Source organism: Pseudohalioglobus sediminis (assembly GCF_008370495.1).
GTDB lineage: Bacteria > Pseudomonadota > Gammaproteobacteria > Pseudomonadales > Halieaceae > Halioglobus.
Map to the genome: position 1 here is coordinate 29399 of NZ_VTUX01000010.1, position 21380 is coordinate 50778.

Sequence of the window (21380 nt, forward strand, 5' to 3'; positions counted from 1 at the left end):
GCTGCTATTTCCGTGCCTGCTCGAACCAGGCGCGCGTTGATTCAATGTCGTTGGCGATGTTCTGCTTCAACTCGTCCACCGATCCAAACTTGATCTCTTCCCTCAACTTGTGACGGAAGGTCACTTCGATGTGCTGTCCATACAACTCAATCTCACGGTCAATCAGGTGCACCTCAAGATTAGCCTTGATGCTGTCATCAACCGTTGGGCGTACACCCACGTTTGCCACACCGTATGCGCCATTGAGGCCAGCCCCACTCACTTCTACCGCGTAGACCCCGGAGAGCGGTGCTCGCAAGCGACGCAACTCCAGGTTTGCCGTCGGCGTGCCGATCGTCTGGCCCAATTGCCGGCCATAAACGACCTTGCCGGAGATACTGTAGCGTCTGCCGAGCATCTGCTCTGCGCGCGCAAAATCCGCTGCTTCCAGTGCTTCGCGAATACGCGTGCTACTGACCCGCTGTCCCTGCCAGGTCTGCGTCGGTGTCGGGCCGGCATCATAGCCGTGCCGCGCGCCCTCCCGCTGAATAAAACGCACATCACCCTGGCGGTCGTTGCCAAAGCGAAAATCGTCTCCCAACACGATGTAGCGCACCCCTAGCCCGGTCACAAATACGTCTTCCACGAACTGCCGGGCTGACATCACCCGCAGCGCATCGTTAAAACGAATTCGCAACATACGATCCACGCCCAGTTCTCGCATGGCCACGAACTTCTCGCGAAAGCTCATAATCCTGGGTGGCGCCTGCACGGGCGCAAAAAACTCGCGGGGCAACGGCTCAAATACGATAACCGCACTGGGCATTCCCAGCTGCGCAGCCTTTTCGCGAAGGTGTGCAATCACGGCCTGGTGTCCGAGGTGTACCCCGTCAAAGGCACCGATAGTGGCCACACAACCACGGTGTCTGGGCCGCAAATTGTGCAGGCCGCGAATCAGCTCCATGAGATAAGGGAATGCCCAGTCAAACCAAACGGAGGATTATAGCGAATGCGCAGAGCAGCGGGAACGGACAATTTGCTGATCAGGGCGGATGGTATCGACGCCGTAGCGTCGACTAGACGGCCCCCGGGGCACGCAAATGACGCAGTCGCGTGCCCGTGAGTAGATGCGTCCCCAGGTAAGCCAGCGCACCCGCGATACAAAGCACGGATATTTCCAGCGAGCGGCGCTGCCAGCCCCACTCCTGCCACAGGGAAATATCCTCGTGCAGCAGCAGCAACACGGCGGCCATCACCAGGGTGGCCGCAGCCAGGCGCAGGGAATAGACCTGCCAGCCCGGCTGCCAGCTGAAGACGCCCTGCCTGAGCAAACCACGCAACAGCAGGCCCGCATTCAGCCAGGCTGAGGCGCTGGTAGCCAGCGCCAGCCCCACATGCCCGAGGTTGAAGTACCAGAGCAGCGGCAGCACAAAGGCCAGGTTCAGGACCATATTGGCAACCATCGCGATAATGCCGATCTTCACCGGGGTGGCAGTATCCTTGCGCGCGTAAAAACCCGGTGCCAGGACCTTGACCAGCATAAACGCCACCAGACCGAGGCTGTACGCGCGCAGGCTCAGGGCCGCCATATCCACATCGCGGGGCGTCAGCGCGCCATACTGGAACAGGGTTACCAGGATCGGTTTGGCCAAAAGCACCAGGGCCAACGCCGCGGGAACACCGATCAGCAGCACGGATCGCATCGCCCAGTCCAGGGTGACGGCGAATTGCTGCTCTCGCGCTGCGGCACGGTGTGCAGACAGGTTGGGCAGAATCACAGTGGCAATGGCGATACCGAATACGCCCAGCGGCAGCTCGGCGAGACGATCCGAGTAGTAGAGCCAGGACACGCTGCCAGTGGGCAGGAATGACGCCAGCACCGTATCCAGCAACAGATTAATCTGGCTCACTGAGACACCAAACAAAGCCGGCACCATCAGTTTCAGTATCCGACGCACACCCTCATGGCGCAGGTCGAATACCGGTCTCGGCACCAGGTCCAGGCGATACAGGGACGGCAGTTGAAACAACAGCTGGATAACGCCGGCAAAGAACACTCCCCAGGCAAGCGCAAATACCGGTTCATGGAACCAGGGTGCGGCCACGGTCGCTGCAAATATCAGCGACAGGTTCAGGAACACCGGAGTGAAGGCCGGCACGGCGAAACGCCCATAGCTGTTGAGTATGGCGCCACAGAATCCCGTCATCGAAATCAACAACAGGTAGGGGAAGGTGATTCGGATCATGTCCGCCGTGAGCTGGAACTTTTCCGGCTGGCTGACAAACCCGGGGGCGAAGATCATCGCTACCAGTGGCGAGGCGAGCACCGTGAGCAGGGTCAGCAAAAGCAGGGTACCACCCAGCACGCCTGCCACACGATTGACCAGGCCCTGCACCGCGAGCAGTGCATTGCCCTGCTTGTAATCGGCGAGGACCGGCACGAAAGCCTGCGCGAAAGCGCCCTCTGCGAACAGGCGGCGCAGGAAATTGGGGATCTTGAAGGCTACAAAAAAAGCGTCCGCATTGGCGCTGGCACCCACGAAAGCGGCGATAACAATATCGCGCAGCAGCCCGAGAACGCGCGATATCATGGTCATGCTGCCGACCAGCGCGCTCGAGCGTAGCAAACCGGGTTGCGCTTTCTCTGGCAGGTCAGCCATAGGCGGCAGTGCCGGGGCCTAGGCCCAGCGCTCCCTTACCCGGTCAAGATTGTTTTGCAGCCAGAGCAAGGAGATCAGCGTGTGACCGTTGGGGATGCGATCCTGCTCCAGCAGCGCCAGGGCGTCTGCAACCGGGACCTGGTGCACCAGGATATTCTCCCCTTCTTCGGCGAGTCCGTGTACGCCACCGGCAACATCCCCTGCCACCCGACCGCAGAACAGGGAGACCTTCTCAGTGCAGGCCCCGGCACTGGGCAGGACGGTCGCTATTGGCAGCAGCTCGTCCACCCTGCAACCCGCCTCCTCCATCGTTTCCCGGTGGACGACGTCCTCCGAGGACTCACCCGGCTCAACAATGCCCGCGATCAACTCCAGCATCCACGGGCTCTGTCCATCGCGCATGGCCCCGGGGCGGAACTGCTCTATGAGCACCAGTGAATCGGTTTCAGCGTCGTAGGGCAACACCCCGACTGCATCACCACGCTCGAAAATCTCGCGCACCTGGGGCTCGACCCAGCCACCTCCGAAAGCGCGGTACTGGACCTTGACGCGACGGATACTGAAGTAACCCTGAAATACGGTTTCATCTTCCAGCACCCTGACATCGTCGGCATTAAAGGTGAGATCGAGGGGCATCAGAAACGACCGGCGGTATACCAGTTGACCTCGCGTGAATGCTTCTCGACCTGGTCGGCCACATCCAGCACCAGCCCAAACAACGCCATACGTACCAGCACGCCATTGTCAGTCTGGCGGAAAATGGCGAGATTGGGATTGTCATTGAGGTCATCGTCAAGCTCGCGCGCATTGTCACGTGAATCGCGCGGCAGGGGGTGCATGATGACGGTATTGGGCTGGCAGTGAGCCGTGTAGACACTCTGGTTGAGACGGAAGCGGCCGCGATAGAGGTCAGCTTCCTCCCGCGAACTGAAGCGTTCCTCCTGTATGCGCGTGGAGTAAACGATATCAACCCGGGCGATACTCTCCTCCAACTGGTCTGACTCCACGACCTTGAGGCCGGCAGTGCGCATTTGCTCGACAATCTCTGCTGGCATGCGCAGCTCAAGTGGACTTACCAGTTGTACTTCGACACGGCTGAACAAACACAGCAGCTTGCACAGGGAGTGCACCGTGCGCCCGTACCGCAAGTCGCCGAGCATGGCGATGCGCAAGGTATCCAGGGTGCCGCCATGGGCTGCCACCTCGTTCTTGATGGTGTACAGGTCAAGCAATGCCTGACTGGGGTGCTCATTGCTGCCGTCACCCCCATTGAGCACCGGCACGCGACTGGCGGCGGCAAATTCCGCCACCGAGCCCTCTGCCGGGTGGCGCATGACAATGACGTCGGAATAACCACTCAGTACACGGGCCGTATCATATAGCGACTCGCCCTTGGCGATCGCTGTGGACTCGAACCCTGTGGTCTCCCTTACCTCGCCACCGAGCAGGTTGAAGGCACTGCCAAAGCTCACCCGGGTACGTGTGCTGGGCTCAAAAAACATATTGCCCAGGATGGCCCCGTCGAGAACCTTGGTCACGCGCTTGCGCTGGGCATAAGGGCCCATGGCATCTGCTACGGAAAAAATACGTTCCACATGGCCGCGCTCAAATTGTGCGATGGAGAGGATGTGGCTACCGGCAAAATCCATTGATGCTGCATTCCCTGATACGGACGGTTCGACCTGCGGAATTATACGACCGGGAGAAACACCCCGCCATGTGCTTAATACCGGCATTAACGCCCAGAGCCGGGGGCCGGGCAGACACCGCAGCTTGCTCTGACACTGGTAGTCACGCCCGAGCAGCGGGCCGCAACCCCGGGCAGCCAGCTAGACCAGCAGGCTGTCGCCGTACTCCAGCAGTTGTTCCATCAGTTGGCACTGCTCCGAAGACAGTTCCCCTGATGCCACCAGCGCTTCGATCATGTGCTGGTAATCCTCCATACACAGGCTCGCCCCCTCTCCGGGTTCAGTCAGGCGCTGAAAGCGGTACTCTTCCCATTGCGCCCTTTCCTCGCCTGAGAGACTGTCGGGAAAGTTGCGTGCGCGATATCGGAACAACATCTCCGGCAAGCGACTGTCTTCGAACGGATAGCTGCTGTTGGCGAGTTCCTCGGGGGCGCTGTCGCGCACCTGGTCCATCAGGCGTTTGTCAGCAGCGGAGAAAAAACCACCGCTGTACAACATACGGTCAGGGTCGGTTATTTCCTGGTACTCGCGCCGGGAATAGACTGACTGCAGCTTGTGTTCAAATGCCCCGGCATCGGCGGCACGGAATTCCCGCAACACAGCCAGGTGCTTGCGACAGCGATCACCGGAAATACCGAGCCTTGAGGCCGTCTCCGGGTCCGCCATCTTTGCGGTCACCAGCAGCGGACAGCGATTGAGGTGAACGGTTTTCAGCCCGGGCCGGGCGATGCCTTCCGGCAAGTCTTTATTGCGCGTGTACAGGCGCTCGCAAATCGTTGCCGCAGATTCTTCCACCAGGACCGCAGGATCTGCCATCAGGTCGAAGCAGATGACTTCGTTCTTGTTGGTGGGATGCATGGCCAGCGGCGCAATCAGAGCGATGTTGTCATGCTGCGCGCCGAACATCCCGGATACATGCAGGACCGGCTTCATTGAATTGACATCCAGCATGGCGGCGGCCGACTTTTTATCGCGGTGTCGCAGCACGTAGTCAAAGAGACGTGGCTGCCGTTCGCGAACCAGGCGCGCCAGGGCGATGGTGGCGTGCACATCTGAAAGGGCATCGTGGGCGGCATCGTGGGCGATGCCATTGGCGGCAGTGAGCTCCTCAAGGCGAAAACTGGGCAAGCCGTCCTCACGCAAAGGCCAGTTGATACCATCCGGTCGAAGGGCGTGGCAGGCGCGCACCATATCGATGATATCCCAGCGCGAGTTGCCATTTTGCCATTCCCTGGCATAGGGATCGTAAAAATTACGATACAGCGTGTACCGCGTGACTTCGTCATCGAAGCGCAACGAGTTATAGCCCACGCCGCAAGTGCCCGGCTGCGCCAGTTCCCGGTGGATGCGGGCGATAAATTCCGCCTCAGGGACGCCTTCGGCGAGCGCCTGTTGCGGCGAAATTCCGGTGATGAGGCATGCCTGGGGATGGGGCAAAAAATCGTTTGCCGGGCGGGAAAAGATCACCAGCGGCTCACCGATCGGGTTCAGCTCGGCATCGGTACGCAGCCCGGCAAATTGCACCGGGCGATCGCGAGAGGGATCGGCGCCGAAGGTCTCGTAGTCGTGCCAGTAAAAGGTTTCCGGCACAGGCTCAGCTGACTTCCAGCGCCTGTTCTTCGATCCTGGCCTGCCAGATTTTAGGACCCACTTCATGTACCGAGGTACCCTCGGCATCGACGGCCACGCTCACCGGCATATCCTTCACTTCGAACTCGTAGATCGCCTCCATACCCAGCTCAGGGAAGGCCACCACCTTCGCCGAGGTAATGGCCTTGGATACCAGGTAGGCTGCGCCGCCCACCGCCATCAGGTAAACCGCGCGATGCTTCTTGATCGCCTCGACACCCGCCGGCCCGCGTTCCGCTTTACCGATCATGCCGAGCAGACCCGTCTGCTCGAGGATAAAATCTGTGAACTTGTCCATACGCGTTGACGTGGTCGGGCCAGCGGGACCAACCACCTCATCGCGAACCGGATCCACCGGCCCCACGTAGTAGATAAAGCGCCCCTTGAGGTCCACCTCATCGGGCAAACCCTGCCCCGACTCGATCAGTTCTTTCATCTTCTTGTGCGCAGCATCGCGGCCGGTCAACATCTTGCCTGATAAAAGCAGGGTATCGCCGGGTTTCCATTGCGCTGCTTCTTCGGGGGTTACCGTATCCAGATTCACCCGGCGCACGCCCTCGCCCACTTCCCAGGTAATATCAGGCCAGTCATCAAGGCTTGGGGGGGTCTGCAGCGCCGGGCCGGAACCATCGAGCACAAAATGCGCGTGGCGTGTTGCCGCACAGTTCGGAATCATGCAAACAGGCAGCGAGGCAGCGTGCGTTGGATACTCCTTGATTTTCACATCCATCACGGTGGTCAGGCCACCGAGTCCCTGGGCACCAATACCCAGCTTGTTTACCGCCTCCATCAACTCAAGCCGCAGTTCCTCGGCTCTGCTGGCAGGCCCCCGTTCGCGCAATTCGTGAATATCGATAGGCTCCATCAGCGCTTCCTTGGCCATGACAGCCGCCTTTTCGGCTGTCCCGCCAATACCGATACCGAGCATGCCCGGTGGGCACCAGCCCGCGCCCATGGTCGGCACGGTCTTGACCACCCAGTCGACGATGCTGTCGGAGGGATTGAGCATCACCATCTTTGACTTGTTTTCAGATCCGCCGCCCTTTGCCGCCAGCTGTACATCCACGGTGTCGCCGGCGACAACCTCCATATGGATCACGGCGGGCGTATTGTCCCTGGTGTTCCTGCGCGCACCGGCAGGATCTTCCAAGATAGAGGCGCGCAGCACGTTGTCGGGGTGGGTGTAAGCCCGGCGCACACCCTCGTTGACCATGTCCGCCACGGACATTTCAGCATCCCACTGCACATCCATACCGATTTTCAGGAATACCGTCACGATGCCGGTGTCCTGGCAGATAGGCCGGTGCCCCTCTGCGCACATGCGGGAATTGATCAGGATTTGCGCCATGGCGTCCTTGGCAGCGGGGTTTAGCTCACGCTGCCACGCCTGGTGCACGGCATCAACGAAGTCTTTGGGGTGGTAATAGGAGATGAACTGCAGGGCATCGGCGACGCTATCGATGAAATCGTCCTGACGAATCACGGTCATGGCGGGGTTCCTTGCTGTTGGCGGGGGGATTTAAATGCGGGCCATATTGTACACCGCCGGGCGAGACGGGAAAGCCCTACCAAAGTCCCGGGGTTGGCGTTATGCCGCAGTCACAACGGGGCGATGCGGATCTGCGCCAGCAGGGAAACCGCGCTACAAAGTAATCGCCAGGTAGCAGTGGCCCCTGAAGACCGCCAGAACACGAGCACACAGGCGCGAATGCCACAAACAGCGTGGTGAGCGACCGAAACACCGGTCTTGCCCGGTACAGATCACGGTGCCGCTTGCAGTGCGCGAACGGCCGCCTCCAGGTTATTGATGCTGCCATTCACCTGGCGCCGGAACGCATCGGTGGCCTTCACGGCCTCCTCGTTACTTTTCACCTGGCGATTCAGCTTGGCCATATCAAGGTTGATACGATTCAGCGTGTCGGCAACACGCTCAACTTCTGCCTGGTTGCTCTTGGCGCTAGTCATCAGGCGCGAGAGGTCCCCGGAAACGCTCTTCAGTTTGGCGAGGTCCGCCGCGGCGCCGTCAGCCTTGTCCTGCAGTGCCTTGACAGACTTTTCGTTAGCCGCAATCTTGCCACTGTGGCTCTTGCTTGCCGCCTCCAGCTTGCCCAAACGATCCTTCGCCTGCTTCCAGACATTGTCCCAGAGCTTACGTACCTCAGAGTCCAGTTCCTTGATCTTCGCCGCCTGAACGGCAGCATTCTGGCTCATGCCTTCATCAGTATCAGAGAGGCGCGCCTCCAGGTCAGCGATCCTCGCCGCGTATCCGTCGAGCGCACTGTTCGCCTGCTGCAACTGGCCCTGCAATTGCCAGGCCCAGGCGCAGGCAACAGCGCCCGCCACCAGCCCCGCCAGAATAAACAGCCTGGCCAACATGCCGGTTCCAGCTGATTTTTCGGCGGGCGGACGTGCCGCACCCCCGTTCCGGCCCGACGCGGGACGCTTGCTCTTTGCGCCCGCCTTTGGCTTGCGGGCGGGCCCGGCACCGGGCGTAAACTCGCGGTCACGGGAGGGCACTATAGAAGGAATGTGGTCAATATCGTCTTTGGACATGGGCGTTAGTGCTGTCTCGATAATTGGGGAGATTATACATGGGACGCCTGGCAGCCCAAGGAATTCCCGGCGGGAAGCGTGAAAAGTGCATGCATCGTGGCGGCCTGCGGACAAGAATAAAAAAACGGGGCCGAGGCCCCGTTTTACTGCTTCAAGCTGATGCGCTGGTTAGCCGTTCAGCTGTGCAGCCACTTCATCGGCAAAATCGACCTTTTCCACCTCGATACCTTCACCCACTTCGAAGCGTACAAATGAGGCGACTTCAGCGCCAGCGGCGGAGACCAGCTTGCCCACGGTGACATCCGGGTCCTTGACGAAAGCCTGTTCCACCAGCGAGTTCTCGGCCAGGAACTTTTTCACCCGTCCGCCAATCATCTTTTCAATAATTTCCGGCGGCTTGCCAGATTCCTGGGCCTGGGCAGTGTAGATTTCCTTTTCCTTGGCAATCACTTCCTCAGGCATGTTAGCGGGGGCCACTACCTGGGGATTGACGGCAGCCACGTGCATGGCAACGTCCTTGGCCAGGTCCTGGTCACCACCCTTGAGCTCAACCAGGACAGCGATACGGTTGTTACCGTGCACATAAGCACCTACAACACCAGCGTCAGCGTTCACCACCTCAACGCGGCGCACACTGATGTTTTCGCCAATTTTCTGTACCAGCGCCTCACGAGCCGCCTCCAGTTCGCCTTCCATCAGGGCAGCAACATCGGTTTGCTTGTCGTTGAACGCCGCGTCAGTAACGCGATTGACAAAGGCGAGGAAGTTATCGTCACGGGCGACAAAGTCGGTTTCGGAGTTCACTTCAACCAGCACGCCATAGCTGCCGTCATCCGCCACGCGGATAGTGACCACGCCATCCGCCGCGGTGCGACCGGCTTTCTTGGCCGCTTTCATGCCGCTGGACTTGCGCAGTTCTTCGATTGCCTTATCGACGTCGCCATCGGCGGCCGCCAGGGCTTTTTTACACTCGAGCAGACCCAGGCCGGTGCGCTCACGTAATTCTTTAACCAGTTTTGCTGACATTGCTTGCTCTCCTGTGCAATCCCGGGAAATCGGATCTTGAAAATAAAAACCCCGGCCGCCATGGCGCCGGGGAAGAGTCAGGTTCCCGTCGCTACTGTTGCGGTAACGACGGGGAGGTGCATCTACTCGGCGGCCTCGGTGGCAGCCTCAGCAGCGTTGGATTCCTCAACGAACTCATCTTTCTTGCTGGCAATGGCCTCACCGCTTTCAGCACGCCCTTCCAGGCAGGCATCGGCAACGGCTGTCACATACAGCTTGATAGCGCGGATCGCATCGTCGTTACCGGGAATGACGTAGTCGACGCCGTCCGGGTTGCTGTTGGTATCGACGATACCGATCACAGGGATACCCAGCTTGTTGGCTTCGGTGATGGCGATGCGCTCGTGGTCCACGTCCACTACAAACAGCGCATCAGGCAGGCCGCCCATGTCCTTGATACCACCGATGGAACGTTCCAGCTTCTCCATGTCGCGCGTACGCATCAGCGCTTCTTTCTTGGTCAGCTTGTCGAAAGTGCCGTCGGCTTGCTGCGCTTCCAGATCGCGCAGGCGCTTGATGGAGGCACGGATAGTCTTGTAGTTGGTGAGCATGCCACCAAGCCAGCGATGGCTGACGTAGGGCTGTCCAGCGCGCTCGGCCTGTTCCTTGACAATCTTGCCAGCGGCACGCTTGGTGCCGACGAACAGAATCTTGTTCTTGTTGGCGGCGAGGCGCTTGACCATATCCAGCGCTTCGTTAAAGGCCGGCACGGTGTGCTCGAGGTTGATGATGTGAATCTTGTTACGGGCACCGAAGATGTACTGGTCCATTTTAGGGTTCCAGTAGCGGGTCTGGTGTCCGAAGTGTGCGCCTGCCTGCAGCAGGTCGCGCATGCTTACTTGCGACATAGTTCAAATACCTTGATTTGGGTTAATCCTCCACATATCCCCGATTCCAAACCCCAAGCCAGAGACTGGAGGGCACCCTGGAACAGGTGTCGATATGTGTGCGTCGTTTAATTCACGTTAACCAGCGACCCGGCCTCATGGCCTTACCCCGGAAAACGAGCCGCGTTTTATACCACAGTGACCTGCTTCGTTAAAGCGCTAAATCACCTCAGTTTTTCCGCGTGATACCCGCGGACCGGATGGATGAGGTAGAATGTCCGACCTTGGCGGCCCAGGATTGCCGCCTGATTCTGTTTTTATCCATTAATATCAATGAGTTGGACATGGGTGTAACAATCAAGAGCGCAGCTGAAATAGAGAAGATGCGTGCCGCAGGCAGTCTCGCCGCAGAAGTACTGGAAATGATAGAGCCCCATGTCGACGTGGGAATCACCACCGGCGAACTTGATCGCATCTGTCACGATTACATCATCAGCAAGGGCGCCATACCCGCCCCGCTCAATTATCACGGCTTCCCGCGCTCCATCTGCACCTCGGTCAATGACGTGGTCTGTCACGGCATCCCCTCAGACACCAAGAAACTGAAAAATGGGGACATCATCAATATCGACGTCACGGTGATCAAGGATGGCTACCACGGCGATTCCAGCATTATGGTGGAAGTCGGCAAGGTAGCTACCCATGCCCAGCGCCTTATCCAGATCACCCAGGAATGCCTGTACAGGGCTCTGGAAATAGTGCGACCGGGTGCGACCCTGGGCGATATTGGCGCCACTATCCAGCAGCATGCTGAAAAGAACTACTACTCGGTGGTGCGTGAGTATTGCGGCCACGGCATCGGCAAGGTTTTTCACGAAGACCCACAGGTACTGCACTACGGTAAAAAGGGAGCGGGCCTGGTGCTGGAACAAGGCATGACCTTCACCATCGAACCGATGATCAACGCAGGGAAGCGCCAGACGCGACTCAATGCCAAGGACGGGTGGACGGTGACCACTCGCGACGGCAGGCTGTCGGCCCAGTGGGAGCACACCCTCGGCGTGACAGCAGACGGTTGCGAAGTATTCACCCGCCGCTCCAACGAGACTTTTTAATTATCACTGTGCCTACGCCATTCCCCAGACTACCCAGAGAAGCCTTCGACCAGAAGGCATTTATCGCCAACCTCGGTGAAGGCGACCTGCTGGCAACCTGCAAAAACGCTATCGAGCAGTGCACGCAATACCTTTACCGGCAGTATCGGGCCGGAGCGGACGCCGGCTTGCTCATCCGCCAGCGCGCCGTGTTCATGGACCAGTTGCTAGGCGGACTTTGGGATATACAGGAGTGGACGTCTGACGATCTCGCGCTGGTGGCAGTGGGCGGCTATGGCCGCGGCGAACTGCACCCCCACTCCGATATAGACATTCTGCTGCTGCTCAGTGATGACTGTGACGAGGCGACTGGCCAGATCGAAGCCTTCCTCACCCGGCTCTGGGATATCGGCCTGGATATCGGGCACAGCGTACGCACGGTAGAGCAGTGCGTGGACAATGCGCGCGAAGACATCACCATTCTCACCAACCTCATGGAGGCGAGAGTACTGCGCGGCCCCGAATCGCTGATGCAGGAGGTGCGCGAACTCACCGGGCCGAAAAATATGTGGCCCAGCGCCGAATTTTTCCGCGCCAAGCTGGCCGAGCAACGGGATCGACATCACAAGTTCGCCGACACTGAATACAATCTGGAGCCCAACGTAAAAAGTTCGCCGGGCGGCTTGCGCGACCTGCAGATCATTGGCTGGATCGCCGAACGTCACTTCGGGGTCGAGTCGCTGGAACGCCTCACCACCGAGGCTTTTCTCAACGCAGATGAAATGCAGGTACTCCGTGACGGGCGCGAATTCATGTGGAAAGTGCGCTTTGCGCTGCACATGGTCACCGGCCGCGAAGAGGACCGCCTGCTGTTTGACCACCAGCGCGAACTGGCCCGTATCTGGGGCTTTGAAGACGACGAAAAACTGGCCGTCGAAAAGTTCATGCAGGTCTACTATCGATGGGCGCAGGCGCTGGGCATGCTCAACGAGGTGCTGATCCAGAACTTCGACCAGGCCTTTCTCACCGCAGCCGGTGACCACGACGTCCTGGAACTGAATGGCCGCTTCCAGATGCGCAACGGCTATATCGAAGCGCGCAACGACAACGTGTTCAAGATAGACCCGTCGGCCATTCTGGAAGTATTCCTGTTAAGCGCGCGTAACGACGCCATCAACGGCATCGCCGCGCCGACCATTCGCCTGCTGCGCAACAGCCTGCACCTGATCGATGACAACTTTCGCGCCAGTGAGATCAACAAGCGCATGTTTATCGACCTGCTGCGCTCGCCCTATAAGCTGACGCGTCAGCTCAAGCGCATGGTGCGCTACGGAGTCATGGGTCGCTACATCCCCGCGTTCGGGCAGATCATCGGCCAGATGCAACATGACCTGTTTCATGTCTACACCGTGGATGCCCACACCCTGGAAGTGATCGAGAACATGCGCCGCTTCCAGATCCCGGAATTCGCCGAACAGTTCCCGGTAACCAGCCGTGTGACCTGCAGGCTGCCGAAAATCGAACTGCTGTACCTCGCCGGCCTGTTTCATGACATTGGCAAGGGTCGCGGCGGTGACCACTCGGAACTGGGCGCGGTCGACGCAAGAATATTCTGCCAGCAGCACGGCCTGTCGAAACGCGAAACCAACCTGGTGGCCTGGCTGGTTAAAAATCACCTGACCATGTCGGCGGTCTCGCAGCGTCGCGATATTTCAGACCCCGAGGTCATTTTGCAGTTTGCCCAGCACGTCGGCGACCAGGATCGGCTCGACTACCTGTTCGCACTGACGGTCGCCGACATCAACGGCACCAACCCTACCCTGTGGAATGCGTGGCGCGGCAGCCTGCTGCGGCAGCTGTATACCGAAACCAAGCGTGCATTGCGTCGCGGCCTGGAAAATCCGGTCGACAAGCAGGTCTGGATAGACGAAACACGGGACGCGGCCATCGATCTGCTGGAGTACCGCGGCTTCACTCTCGAGGAACTGGAAGACATCTGGCAGCAGCGTGGCGAAGATTACTTCCTGCGCGAGAAGGCCGAAGATATCGCCTGGCATACGGAGGCGGTAGCCGGCCATCACGACAAAACCAAACCGCTGGTGGTGGTGCGCTCCAGCATCGATTCCAGCGTCGCCAATACCACGCAGATCTTTATTCACGCACGTTCCAGCGCGCAACTGTTCCCCTGCATCTGTGCACAGCTGGAACAGCTCAACCTGTCGGTACACGACGCGCGCATCTACAATGCCAATGACGGCATGACCCTTGACACCTTTTCCGTGCTCGACTCCGACGGCAGCTCGATTGCCGAGGACGGCGCCCGACTGAATTACATCCGCGAACACCTGACCGAGGCACTGTCTGACTATTCCTCTGCCAGCGACCCCGTGCAGCGCCGCACACCGCGAGTCATGAAATCCTTCTCGGTACCCACCGAGACCTCCATGAGCGTGGACGAAATCAAGAATTTTTCCGTGCTGGAGATTGCCGCGCCGGACCGGCCTGGCCTGCTGGCCCGAATCGGGCGCATCTTTGTCGACTTCGACATCGAGTTGCAGGCGGCCAAGATCCAGACGCTTGGCGAGCGGGTGGAAGACGTATTCTTTATTACCGATTCCCGACAGCAGCCCATTACAGATCCCGAGACCTGCGCGGCCATACAGCAAGCGATCCGCGAGGAACTGGACGAACAGGCGGCAGCTTGAGGCAGTCCAGAGCATGAATCCACTACTCGAAACCCTGCAGCCTTACCCGTTTGAGAAACTGCGCCAGCTGTTTAATGGTGTAACACCGGCCGCAGACAAATCACCCATCGCGCTGTCCATAGGCGAACCCCAGCATGCAGCCCCGGATTTCGTGGTAGCGGCGCTGGCAGAAAACCTGCACAGGCTGGGAAATTATCCCCTAACCAGGGGCATGCCCGAATTGCGCAGCGCCATCGCCACCTGGCTGAGCCGTCGCTTCCAATTACAGGGCGTGGATGCCGAGCACCAGGTGTTGCCGGTAAGCGGCACCCGCGAAGCGCTGTTCGCGTTTGCCCAGGCCGTGGTAACACCCGGTGACGACGCCCTGGTATTGAGCCCGAACCCCTTCTATCAGATTTACGAAGGCGCCGCCCTGCTGGCGGGCGCCAGGCCTGAATTCATCAATTGCACGGCAGGCACTGGTTTCCTGCCCGATTTTGAGGCCGTGACCGCGCAGCAATGGCAGCAGTGTCAACTGCTCTATCTTTGCAGCCCTGGAAATCCCACCGGTGCAGTGTTATCGATCGAGCAAATGCAACACCTGGTGAGACTGGCCCGGGAATATGACTTCGTTATTGCATCCGACGAGTGCTATTCCGAGATCTATGACGACGAGTCTGCCCCGCCACCGGGCCTGCTGCAGGCATGTGCGGCAATGGGCGAGCACGACTATCGGAACTGTGTGGTATTCCATTCGCTGTCAAAGCGCTCCAACCTGCCGGGAATGCGCTCGGGCTTTGTGGCGGGAGACGCCGACATCCTGCGTCAATTCCTTCTTTACCGGACCTATCACGGTTGCGCCATGCCGCCACATCACCAGGTGGCCAGTATTGCGGCCTGGAGTGACGAGGCACATGTGGTCGAAAATCGATCACGCTATCGGGAAAAGTTTACCGCTGTGCTGGACGTGTTCGCCGGACACATCGATGTATCGCGCCCTCCGGCGGGGTTCTATCTCTGGCCGAAGACGCCGCTTGCGGACACCGAGTTTGCCCGTCGGCTACATGCCGAGGAGAACGTCACCGTGCTGCCAGGCAGCTTTCTCGCCAGGGAATCCGGCGGTATCAATCCGGGCGCCAGTCGTGTGCGCATGGCGCTGGTGGCAGAACTCGGTCAATGCGTGGAAGCAGCCCAGCGCATTGCGCACTTCACCGACAAACTGTAGGTCAATCCCGGTGCTGAAAGCAGAACGCGTGAACTTCATCCTGCAGCGCCTGCAGGCGCTGTACCCGGAAACCCCGGTACCGCTGGATCACAAGGACCCCTACACGCTGTTGATCGCCGTCCTGCTCAGCGCCCAGTGCACTGATGAGCGCGTCAACCAGGTGACACCCGCTCTGTTCGCGCTGGCGGACAACGCCGGGGATATGGCAAAGCAGGAGGTGGACACGATCCGCCAGATCATCCGGCCCTGTGGCCTGTCCCCACAAAAGTCAAAAGCCATCAAGAAACTCAGCGAGATTCTGGTGCAGGACTACGACGGCGAGGTGCCTGCGGATATGGCGGCGCTGGAAATGCTGCCAGGCGTGGGCCACAAGACGGCAAGCGTGGTCATGGCTCAGGCTTTCGGCGTTCCCGCGTTCCCGGTAGACACTCACATTCACAGGCTGGCACAACGCTGGGGGCTGACCTCGGGTAAAAACGTGGCGCAAACCGAGCGGGACCTGAAACGCCTGTTCCCGCAAGAATCGTGGAACCGCCTGCACCTGCAGATCATTTTCTATGGCCGCGAGTTTTGTACCGCGCGCGGGTGCGACGGGCGCGTCTGCGAGATTTGCCGTACCTGCTACCCGAATCGCAAACACCCGAAGAAGACGCTGAAGGCCTGAGTCCGGCCGTCTGAACAGGCCGCGCCTGCCCTGCCCCCGGGACGGGAATCAGCCGTCGTAAGGCACCCTGCCCTTCATGAACACCTCGCGATTCTCGCGCTTCTTCTCCTCGCTTTTACGCAACAACACATATACAGCGCCGGTACCGCCGTGACGCGGTTGCGCGCTGTGAAACGCCTGCACCATGTCGAGCTCGCGCAGCCAGAAATCGGTGCAACCCTTGAGAATGGAGGCGCGCTCGCGCTCGGCCTTGCTCTCACCTTTACCGTGGATCACCAGCGCGCTGCGTATGCCCAGGCGCACCGATTCCTGGATGAAATCATACAGCTCGCGGCGGGCCACACGCGTGGTCATCCGGTGCAAATCCAGGCGCGCCTCGGCCTCATAGCGACCCTGTTTGAGCTTGCGAAACACGCCGTTCTGCACCCCCGGTCGCTTGAAGTCCAGTACATACCAGGGGTCCAACGGCTCGATGGCCAGGCCGTCTTCGGTGAGGATATTGCCGTCATCGCGCCCATCCACCACGGCTGCCTCACGTCTGGCGGCCAGGGAGGAGTCGCGCTCAGATGGCTTGCGGGCCACGCGCACGCGCGCCGCCCTTTTCAGGGGCACCACGTCTGACATTTCATCGAGGAACAGGTCCGCTTCGTCGTCTGTCATAATTACACTCCCGGGCCAGTGGGCTATTATACCCACCTGAATTACGTCAGATACTACCGCTATGGACCACGTAAAAGCAGACAAGTGCCCGCTCTGTGGCGGCGACAACGCCTGCGCCATCGCTGCGGGCAGGGCTGCAGAGACCTGCTGGTGCCAGGGCGTGGTCATCTCGGCTGCTGCACTGGAGTCATTACCCCCGGAAGAGCGGGGAGTGCGCTGTATCTGCGAGACGTGCGCAACACAAGGGAGTCAGGACAGTGAAAGGTAATGTTGTCGGTGGAATCGGTTACCTGGTAGAGGGCGCAAAGCTGCTGACGCATCCATCACTGCGTCTCTTTGTACTCATCCCGCTCACAGTCAATATCATCATTTTTGGCTCACTCATTACCCTGGGCCTGAGCTACCTGAGCGATCTGATGGATAACTGGCTGGGTTCCATACCCGATTGGCTGGGGTTTATCGAATGGATCCTGTGGCCTCTCATCGGTCTCACCCTCAGCCTGATGACGGGCTACCTGTTTACCGCCGTGGCGCTGATCATTGCCTCTCCCTTTAACGGCCTGCTCGCCGAAAAGGCCGAGGAACTGGTGACCGGCCGGGAAGTCCCCGCGCTGGAGGGTCTGGGCGCGGCCCTGCTGATGGTGCCGCGCGGCATCTTTCGTGAACTCGCGAAATTGCTGTATTACCTGCCGATGGCGGCGTTCGTACTGCTGGTGACATTCATACCGGTGCTGAACACCGTGGCACCGTTGCTGTGGTTCCTGCTTGGCGCCTGGATGATGTCGATACAATTCGTCGACTACCCTATGGACAACCACCAGCTCAGTTTTGCCGATGTGAAGGAGGCGGTGCGCAGTCGCCGGCTCTCGAGCATGGGCTTTGGCGGGGCCGTCGCCCTGTGTACGGGGATACCGCTGGTGAACTTTTTCGTGGTACCAGCCGCAGTAGTAGGCGCCACCCTGCTGTGGAGCAAGGAACTCGACACGCAACGCTACTGAAGGCGACCTACGGGGCGGCCCTGGCGGCCGCCGGGAAATATCAGCGCAGCAGGTCTTCCGGCGGGTGTGTGCACTCCAGCGGCGTGCCCAGCAGCGCCTCCAGGTCAGGCAGCAGGAACGCGTCATCTTCACTGGCGAAACTGATTGAGGTACCGGTGGCGCCGGCCCGGCCCGTGCGGCCTATGCGGTGGACGTAGTCCTCGGGGTCCTCAGGCAGGTTGTAGTTCACCACGTGGCTGATGCCGTCTACGTGAATACCGCGACCGGCCACATCGGTGGCCACCAACACCTTGATCTCTCCGCTCTTGAACTGCTCCAGCGTGCGTGTGCGCTTGCCCTGAGGGATTTCACCTGACAGCACGCCGCACTTTACGCCGGATTTGCGCAGGCGCTCATACAGGCGGCGGACCTGGTCGCGACGGTTGGCAAAGACAATCAGGCTGCTGCAGTCATCACTGCGAATCAGGTTATTGAGAATGCGATAGCGCTGTTCCGAGCTGACCAGGTAGATTTTCTGGTCAACACTGTCGGTGGCCACACTTTCCGGCTCAATTTCCACTGTCACCGGCTCATAGGTCCACTGCTGGGACAAATTGATAATGTCCTGGGTGAATGTCGCCGAAAACAGCAGCGTCTGGCGATGTTCTTTTTTGGGGGTCGCCCGCACGATGCGCTTCACCTGCGGAATAAAGCCCATGTCCAGCATGCGGTCTGCCTCATCCAGCACCAGCACTTCGACGTGGTCAAGGTACAGGTCCCGGCGCCCCATGAAATCGAGCAGCCGCCCCGGCGTGGCGACCACCAGATCAACAATTTCGCGCTGCAGGCGATTGAGCTGTTTCTGGTAATCCATGCCGCCAATCAGCGTCACCACGTTGAGCCCGGTGTGCTTGCTGAGATCCGCGGCATCGGCGGCAATCTGCATGACCAGTTCGCGGGTGGGGGCGATAACCAGCGCGCGGGGCTCGCCGATAAATCGCTCACTCTCGACAGGATTACTGAGCAGGTCATTGAATATGGTAATTAGAAAGGCTGCAGTCTTGCCCGTGCCCGTCTGCGCCTTGCCAATCGCATCGTGGCCCTGCAGTGTGTGCGGGAGGACCTGCGCCTGGATCGGCGAGCAGTAATGGAAGCCAAGATCAGCAATGCCGTGCATCAGTTCATCGCGCAGGCCCAGGTCGTGGAAGCGTGTCTCTCCCTCTTTCGGCTCAACCGCAAAATCTTCGATGCTCCAGGGCTGCGCCGCCTCTTTCGGCTTACGCTGCCTGCGGCGCTTCCCGCCCTTGCCCTGCTGCTGCCTGTTCTCGCCAGAGTGCCCTTTTTCCGACTTCGGCTTGGGCGCGGGCTCTTTGCGCGCGGACTGCGAAGGCTTGGAGGACGATTCGGACGTATCGCGCACCGGCTCTTTGTTGCCGGACAGACGCCCAACTAAACTCTTTATCAACTGCCTGATTCCTGTAACTGATCAAAAAACGCGCGCCATTCTAGCACTTCCAGCTACTAATCGTCGGGATAATTTACCGCCACCGAGTTCCGGCCGAAGCTGCACCCCGTAATTCACCGCTTCAGCGCCCGGCGGGTGCCAGCCTGGACAGGTAGTAGTCCACGCTGACATAACGGCCGCCACCGGTGAATAGCAGCACCAGCAGCATAATCAGATAAGTCACGGCAAACTCGATGCCGTTATTCAGGATCACGAAATTGCCCTTTGCCGTCAGCCAGTTGTAGTTCCCGTGTTCGCGCAAAATATCCTTGGCCGCGCCGAGGCGCACGGCAATGTCCTGGGCGCCGGAGTCGGCAATCGCGGCCCAACCATTGGGCCAGTGCACGGCGAATATGGCCACCAGCATGGTGATCATCAACGGGATGGCGACCCAACGCGTGGCCAGTCCGATCAAGAGCAACAGTGCCCCGATCGCCTCGGTATACGCTGCAAGGTAAGCCATCAGCTCTGGTGCCGGGAGGCCAAGCCCCCAGTCCGGGTTACCAAACCACTCGATGGTGCTGTCAATGTTGGCGATCTTGTTGGTGCCGGCCATCCAGAAAACCGGTACCAGGTAGAGTCGCAACGCCAGTGGCGCCAGGCCATCTGCCTGCTGCAGACGAGGAAAGATTGCGTTATGTATGCTGTAATACCACCCGGCGATAGCGTTCATGCACGATTTTCCTGAAGGTCAGTTTCATCTGTGACAGCACATCCGCGTAAAAGGTTTCCCCGGCGGCCACTTTTCCTGCGCCACGCCCAACACCGCTGCCCTTCATGATTGACTGGCCCGCCTATCGCAGGGAGGTCTCCGCCCTGTTCGCCATTGCCTGGCCCATCGTCATCGCGCAGCTTGCGCAGATGGGCACCGGCGTGGTCGATACCATCATGGCCGGGCGCTACAATTCCGTTGACCTCGCCGCCATCGCCATCGGCTATAACATCTGGCTGCCCCTGTTCCTGTTCACCCTGGGCATCATGCTGGCAGTCTCAGTGATCGTGGCCCAGGACTTCGGCGCGAAGAAAGTGCAGCAGGTCCGCGATATCCTGCCGCAGGCACTGTGGCTGGCCCTGCTCCTTGGCGCCATTGTCGGGCCCGCCTGCTATCACGCCGGTCCCCTGCTGGAATTGCTCGACCTGGAGCCGGACACGCGGGACAAGAGTCTCGGATACCTGCAGGCCGTCGCATGGGGGTTACCGGCCACCGTGCTGTTCCAGGCGCTGCGCTGCCATATCCAGGGCATCGGTATCATGCGACCTTTTGCCGTGGCCAGCGTGGTGGGGTTTCTCGCCAATATCCCGCTGAACTATGCGTTGATATACGGCCAATGGGGCGCTCCCGAACTCGGCGCCACCGGCTGTGGCTGGGCCACAGCCATCTCCATGTGGCTGAGCCCGATATTAATCGGGCTGTATATGCTCGCGTCCAGGAGCCTGCGTACCTACTTGCCACCGCTGCGCCTGGTTGCTGCGGACCTGCGGTCAATGGCAGAGATAGTGCGCCTCGGCTTCCCCATCGGGATGACCTTCTTTCTTGAGATCGGCGTGTTCTCGGTAGTCGGGCTAATGATCGCCACCCTCGGCAACCATGCCATGGCTGCTCACCAGATTGCCTACAACGTGTGGGATGTGGTGTACATGCCGTTGATCAGCATCGGCTCGGCGATGGCGACCCGCGTCGGCCATGCCATTGGCAGCGGCGAGCACGAGCGGGTGAAAATTGCGGTGAAAACGGGGACGGCGATGACCGTGCTGGTGGGACTGGCATCCACCGCCCTGCTGCTCAGTATTCCCGGCTTACTGATCGCGGTTTACACCGACGACCCACAGATCCAGGGCCTGGCGGCCAGGCTGATCCAACTGGCCGCGCTGTTCATCGTCATCGACTCGGTGCAGGTCGCAGCCGCCTATTGCCTGCGTGCGTTCAAGGACACACGCTACCCGTTCCTGGTGATGTGCCTGTCCTACTGGCTGATCGCCCTGCCCCTGTCCTGGTGGTTCGGGCTGGAACTGGCAGTCACACCGGAAGACGGCACGGCAGATATCTGGAAGGCGTTGATCGCCGGTATCTGTGTCGCCACGGTGCTGATCACCTGGCGGCTGTTGCACACCCTGCGCAAACTCTTTCCGGCAACACCGGACAGCGGGGCCGCCTAGCCGCCCGGCAACAG

General features: G+C 59.8%; 19 protein-coding genes. 7 read left to right on the forward strand and 12 right to left on the reverse strand.

The window, feature by feature from the left end; translation table 11 throughout:
* Nucleotides 1-4: 4 nt before the first annotated feature.
* The 9 genes from ribF to rpsB all read right to left on the reverse strand — a co-directional run bounded on the left by ribF (nt 5) and on the right by rpsB (nt 10422).
* Nucleotides 5-943: a bifunctional riboflavin kinase/FAD synthetase gene (ribF, locus tag F0M18_RS17765; protein ID WP_149612815.1), complete on the reverse strand. Its 939-nt coding sequence runs from the start codon at nt 941-943 to the stop codon at nt 5-7.
* A 112-nt stretch (nt 944-1055) separates the two neighbouring features.
* Nucleotides 1056-2639, reverse strand: coding sequence for a murein biosynthesis integral membrane protein MurJ (gene murJ, locus F0M18_RS17770; RefSeq protein ID WP_149612816.1), 1584 nt, complete (start codon nt 2637-2639; stop codon nt 1056-1058).
* A gap of 18 nt (nt 2640-2657) precedes the next feature.
* Nucleotides 2658-3275, reverse strand: coding sequence for an NUDIX domain-containing protein (locus tag F0M18_RS17775; protein ID WP_149612817.1), 618 nt, complete (start codon nt 3273-3275; stop codon nt 2658-2660).
* On the reverse strand, nt 3275-4288 hold the full coding sequence (locus F0M18_RS17780) for an aspartate carbamoyltransferase (protein WP_149612818.1): 1014 nt from the start codon (nt 4286-4288) through the stop codon (nt 3275-3277). Before F0M18_RS17780 ends, F0M18_RS17775 begins: the two co-directional genes overlap by 1 nt.
* Before the next feature lie 180 nt (nt 4289-4468).
* Complete coding sequence (gene sbcB / locus F0M18_RS17785) at nt 4469-5917, reverse strand: exodeoxyribonuclease I (protein WP_262500988.1); 1449 nt, start codon at nt 5915-5917, stop codon at nt 4469-4471.
* A gap of 4 nt (nt 5918-5921) precedes the next feature.
* Nucleotides 5922-7445: a fumarate hydratase gene (locus tag F0M18_RS17790; protein ID WP_149612820.1), complete on the reverse strand. Its 1524-nt coding sequence runs from the start codon at nt 7443-7445 to the stop codon at nt 5922-5924.
* A gap of 272 nt (nt 7446-7717) precedes the next feature.
* Nucleotides 7718-8332 carry a septation ring formation regulator EzrA gene (locus F0M18_RS17795; RefSeq protein ID WP_262500989.1) on the reverse strand — a complete coding sequence of 205 codons (615 nt, stop codon included), beginning with the start codon at nt 8330-8332 and terminating at the stop codon, nt 7718-7720.
* A 345-nt stretch (nt 8333-8677) separates the two neighbouring features.
* Complete coding sequence (gene tsf, locus F0M18_RS17800) at nt 8678-9535, reverse strand: translation elongation factor Ts (RefSeq protein ID WP_149612821.1); 858 nt, start codon at nt 9533-9535, stop codon at nt 8678-8680.
* 122 nt (nt 9536-9657) lie between these two features.
* Nucleotides 9658-10422, reverse strand: coding sequence for a 30S ribosomal protein S2 (gene rpsB / locus F0M18_RS17805; RefSeq protein WP_149612822.1), 765 nt, complete (start codon nt 10420-10422; stop codon nt 9658-9660).
* Nucleotides 10423-10745: 323 nt separating this feature from the next.
* Here rpsB and map point away from each other — a divergent pair, with 323 nt between their 5' ends.
* From map to nth, 4 genes are read left to right on the forward strand one after another with little or no spacing between them, the layout of a single operon-like run.
* Nucleotides 10746-11516, forward strand: coding sequence for a type I methionyl aminopeptidase (map, locus tag F0M18_RS17810; RefSeq protein WP_149612823.1), 771 nt, complete (start codon nt 10746-10748; stop codon nt 11514-11516).
* An 8-nt stretch (nt 11517-11524) separates the two neighbouring features.
* Nucleotides 11525-14200, forward strand: a complete 2676-nt coding sequence (gene glnD, locus F0M18_RS17815; protein WP_149612824.1) for a [protein-PII] uridylyltransferase — start codon at nt 11525-11527, stop codon at nt 14198-14200.
* 13 nt (nt 14201-14213) lie between these two features.
* Entirely contained in the window at nt 14214-15404 is a 1191-nt protein-coding gene (gene dapC, locus F0M18_RS17820) for a succinyldiaminopimelate transaminase (RefSeq protein ID WP_149612825.1), read from the forward strand.
* 10 nt (nt 15405-15414) lie between these two features.
* Complete coding sequence (nth, locus tag F0M18_RS17825; RefSeq protein WP_149612826.1) at nt 15415-16068, forward strand: endonuclease III; 654 nt, start codon at nt 15415-15417, stop codon at nt 16066-16068.
* A gap of 48 nt (nt 16069-16116) precedes the next feature.
* On the opposite strand, the gene smrA is transcribed toward nth, so the two are convergent.
* Entirely contained in the window at nt 16117-16728 is a 612-nt protein-coding gene (gene smrA, locus F0M18_RS17830) for a DNA endonuclease SmrA (protein ID WP_149612827.1), read from the reverse strand.
* 61 nt (nt 16729-16789) lie between these two features.
* Between smrA and F0M18_RS20210 the strand changes: the two genes are divergently transcribed.
* Both F0M18_RS20210 and cysZ read left to right on the forward strand, forming a co-directional pair.
* Nucleotides 16790-16996, forward strand: a complete 207-nt coding sequence (locus tag F0M18_RS20210; RefSeq protein ID WP_149612828.1) for a cysteine-rich CWC family protein — start codon at nt 16790-16792, stop codon at nt 16994-16996.
* Entirely contained in the window at nt 16986-17726 is a 741-nt protein-coding gene (cysZ, locus tag F0M18_RS17840; protein WP_149612829.1) for a sulfate transporter CysZ, read from the forward strand. The genes F0M18_RS20210 and cysZ overlap by 11 nt, the downstream gene beginning before the upstream one ends.
* A 40-nt stretch (nt 17727-17766) precedes the next feature.
* Here cysZ and rhlB read toward each other — a convergent pair whose 3' ends face one another.
* Together rhlB and F0M18_RS17850 are read right to left on the reverse strand one after the other, a co-directional pair.
* Nucleotides 17767-19170, reverse strand: coding sequence for an ATP-dependent RNA helicase RhlB (gene rhlB, locus F0M18_RS17845; RefSeq protein ID WP_149612830.1), 1404 nt, complete (start codon nt 19168-19170; stop codon nt 17767-17769).
* 121 nt (nt 19171-19291) lie between these two features.
* Nucleotides 19292-19882, reverse strand: a complete 591-nt coding sequence (locus tag F0M18_RS17850) for an HvfX family Cu-binding RiPP maturation protein (RefSeq protein WP_149612831.1) — start codon at nt 19880-19882, stop codon at nt 19292-19294.
* A gap of 104 nt (nt 19883-19986) precedes the next feature.
* On the opposite strand from F0M18_RS17850, the gene F0M18_RS17855 reads away from it, so the two are divergent.
* On the forward strand, nt 19987-21366 hold the full coding sequence (locus F0M18_RS17855; protein ID WP_149612832.1) for an MATE family efflux transporter: 1380 nt from the start codon (nt 19987-19989) through the stop codon (nt 21364-21366).
* Nucleotides 21367-21380: the final 14 nt, after the last annotated feature.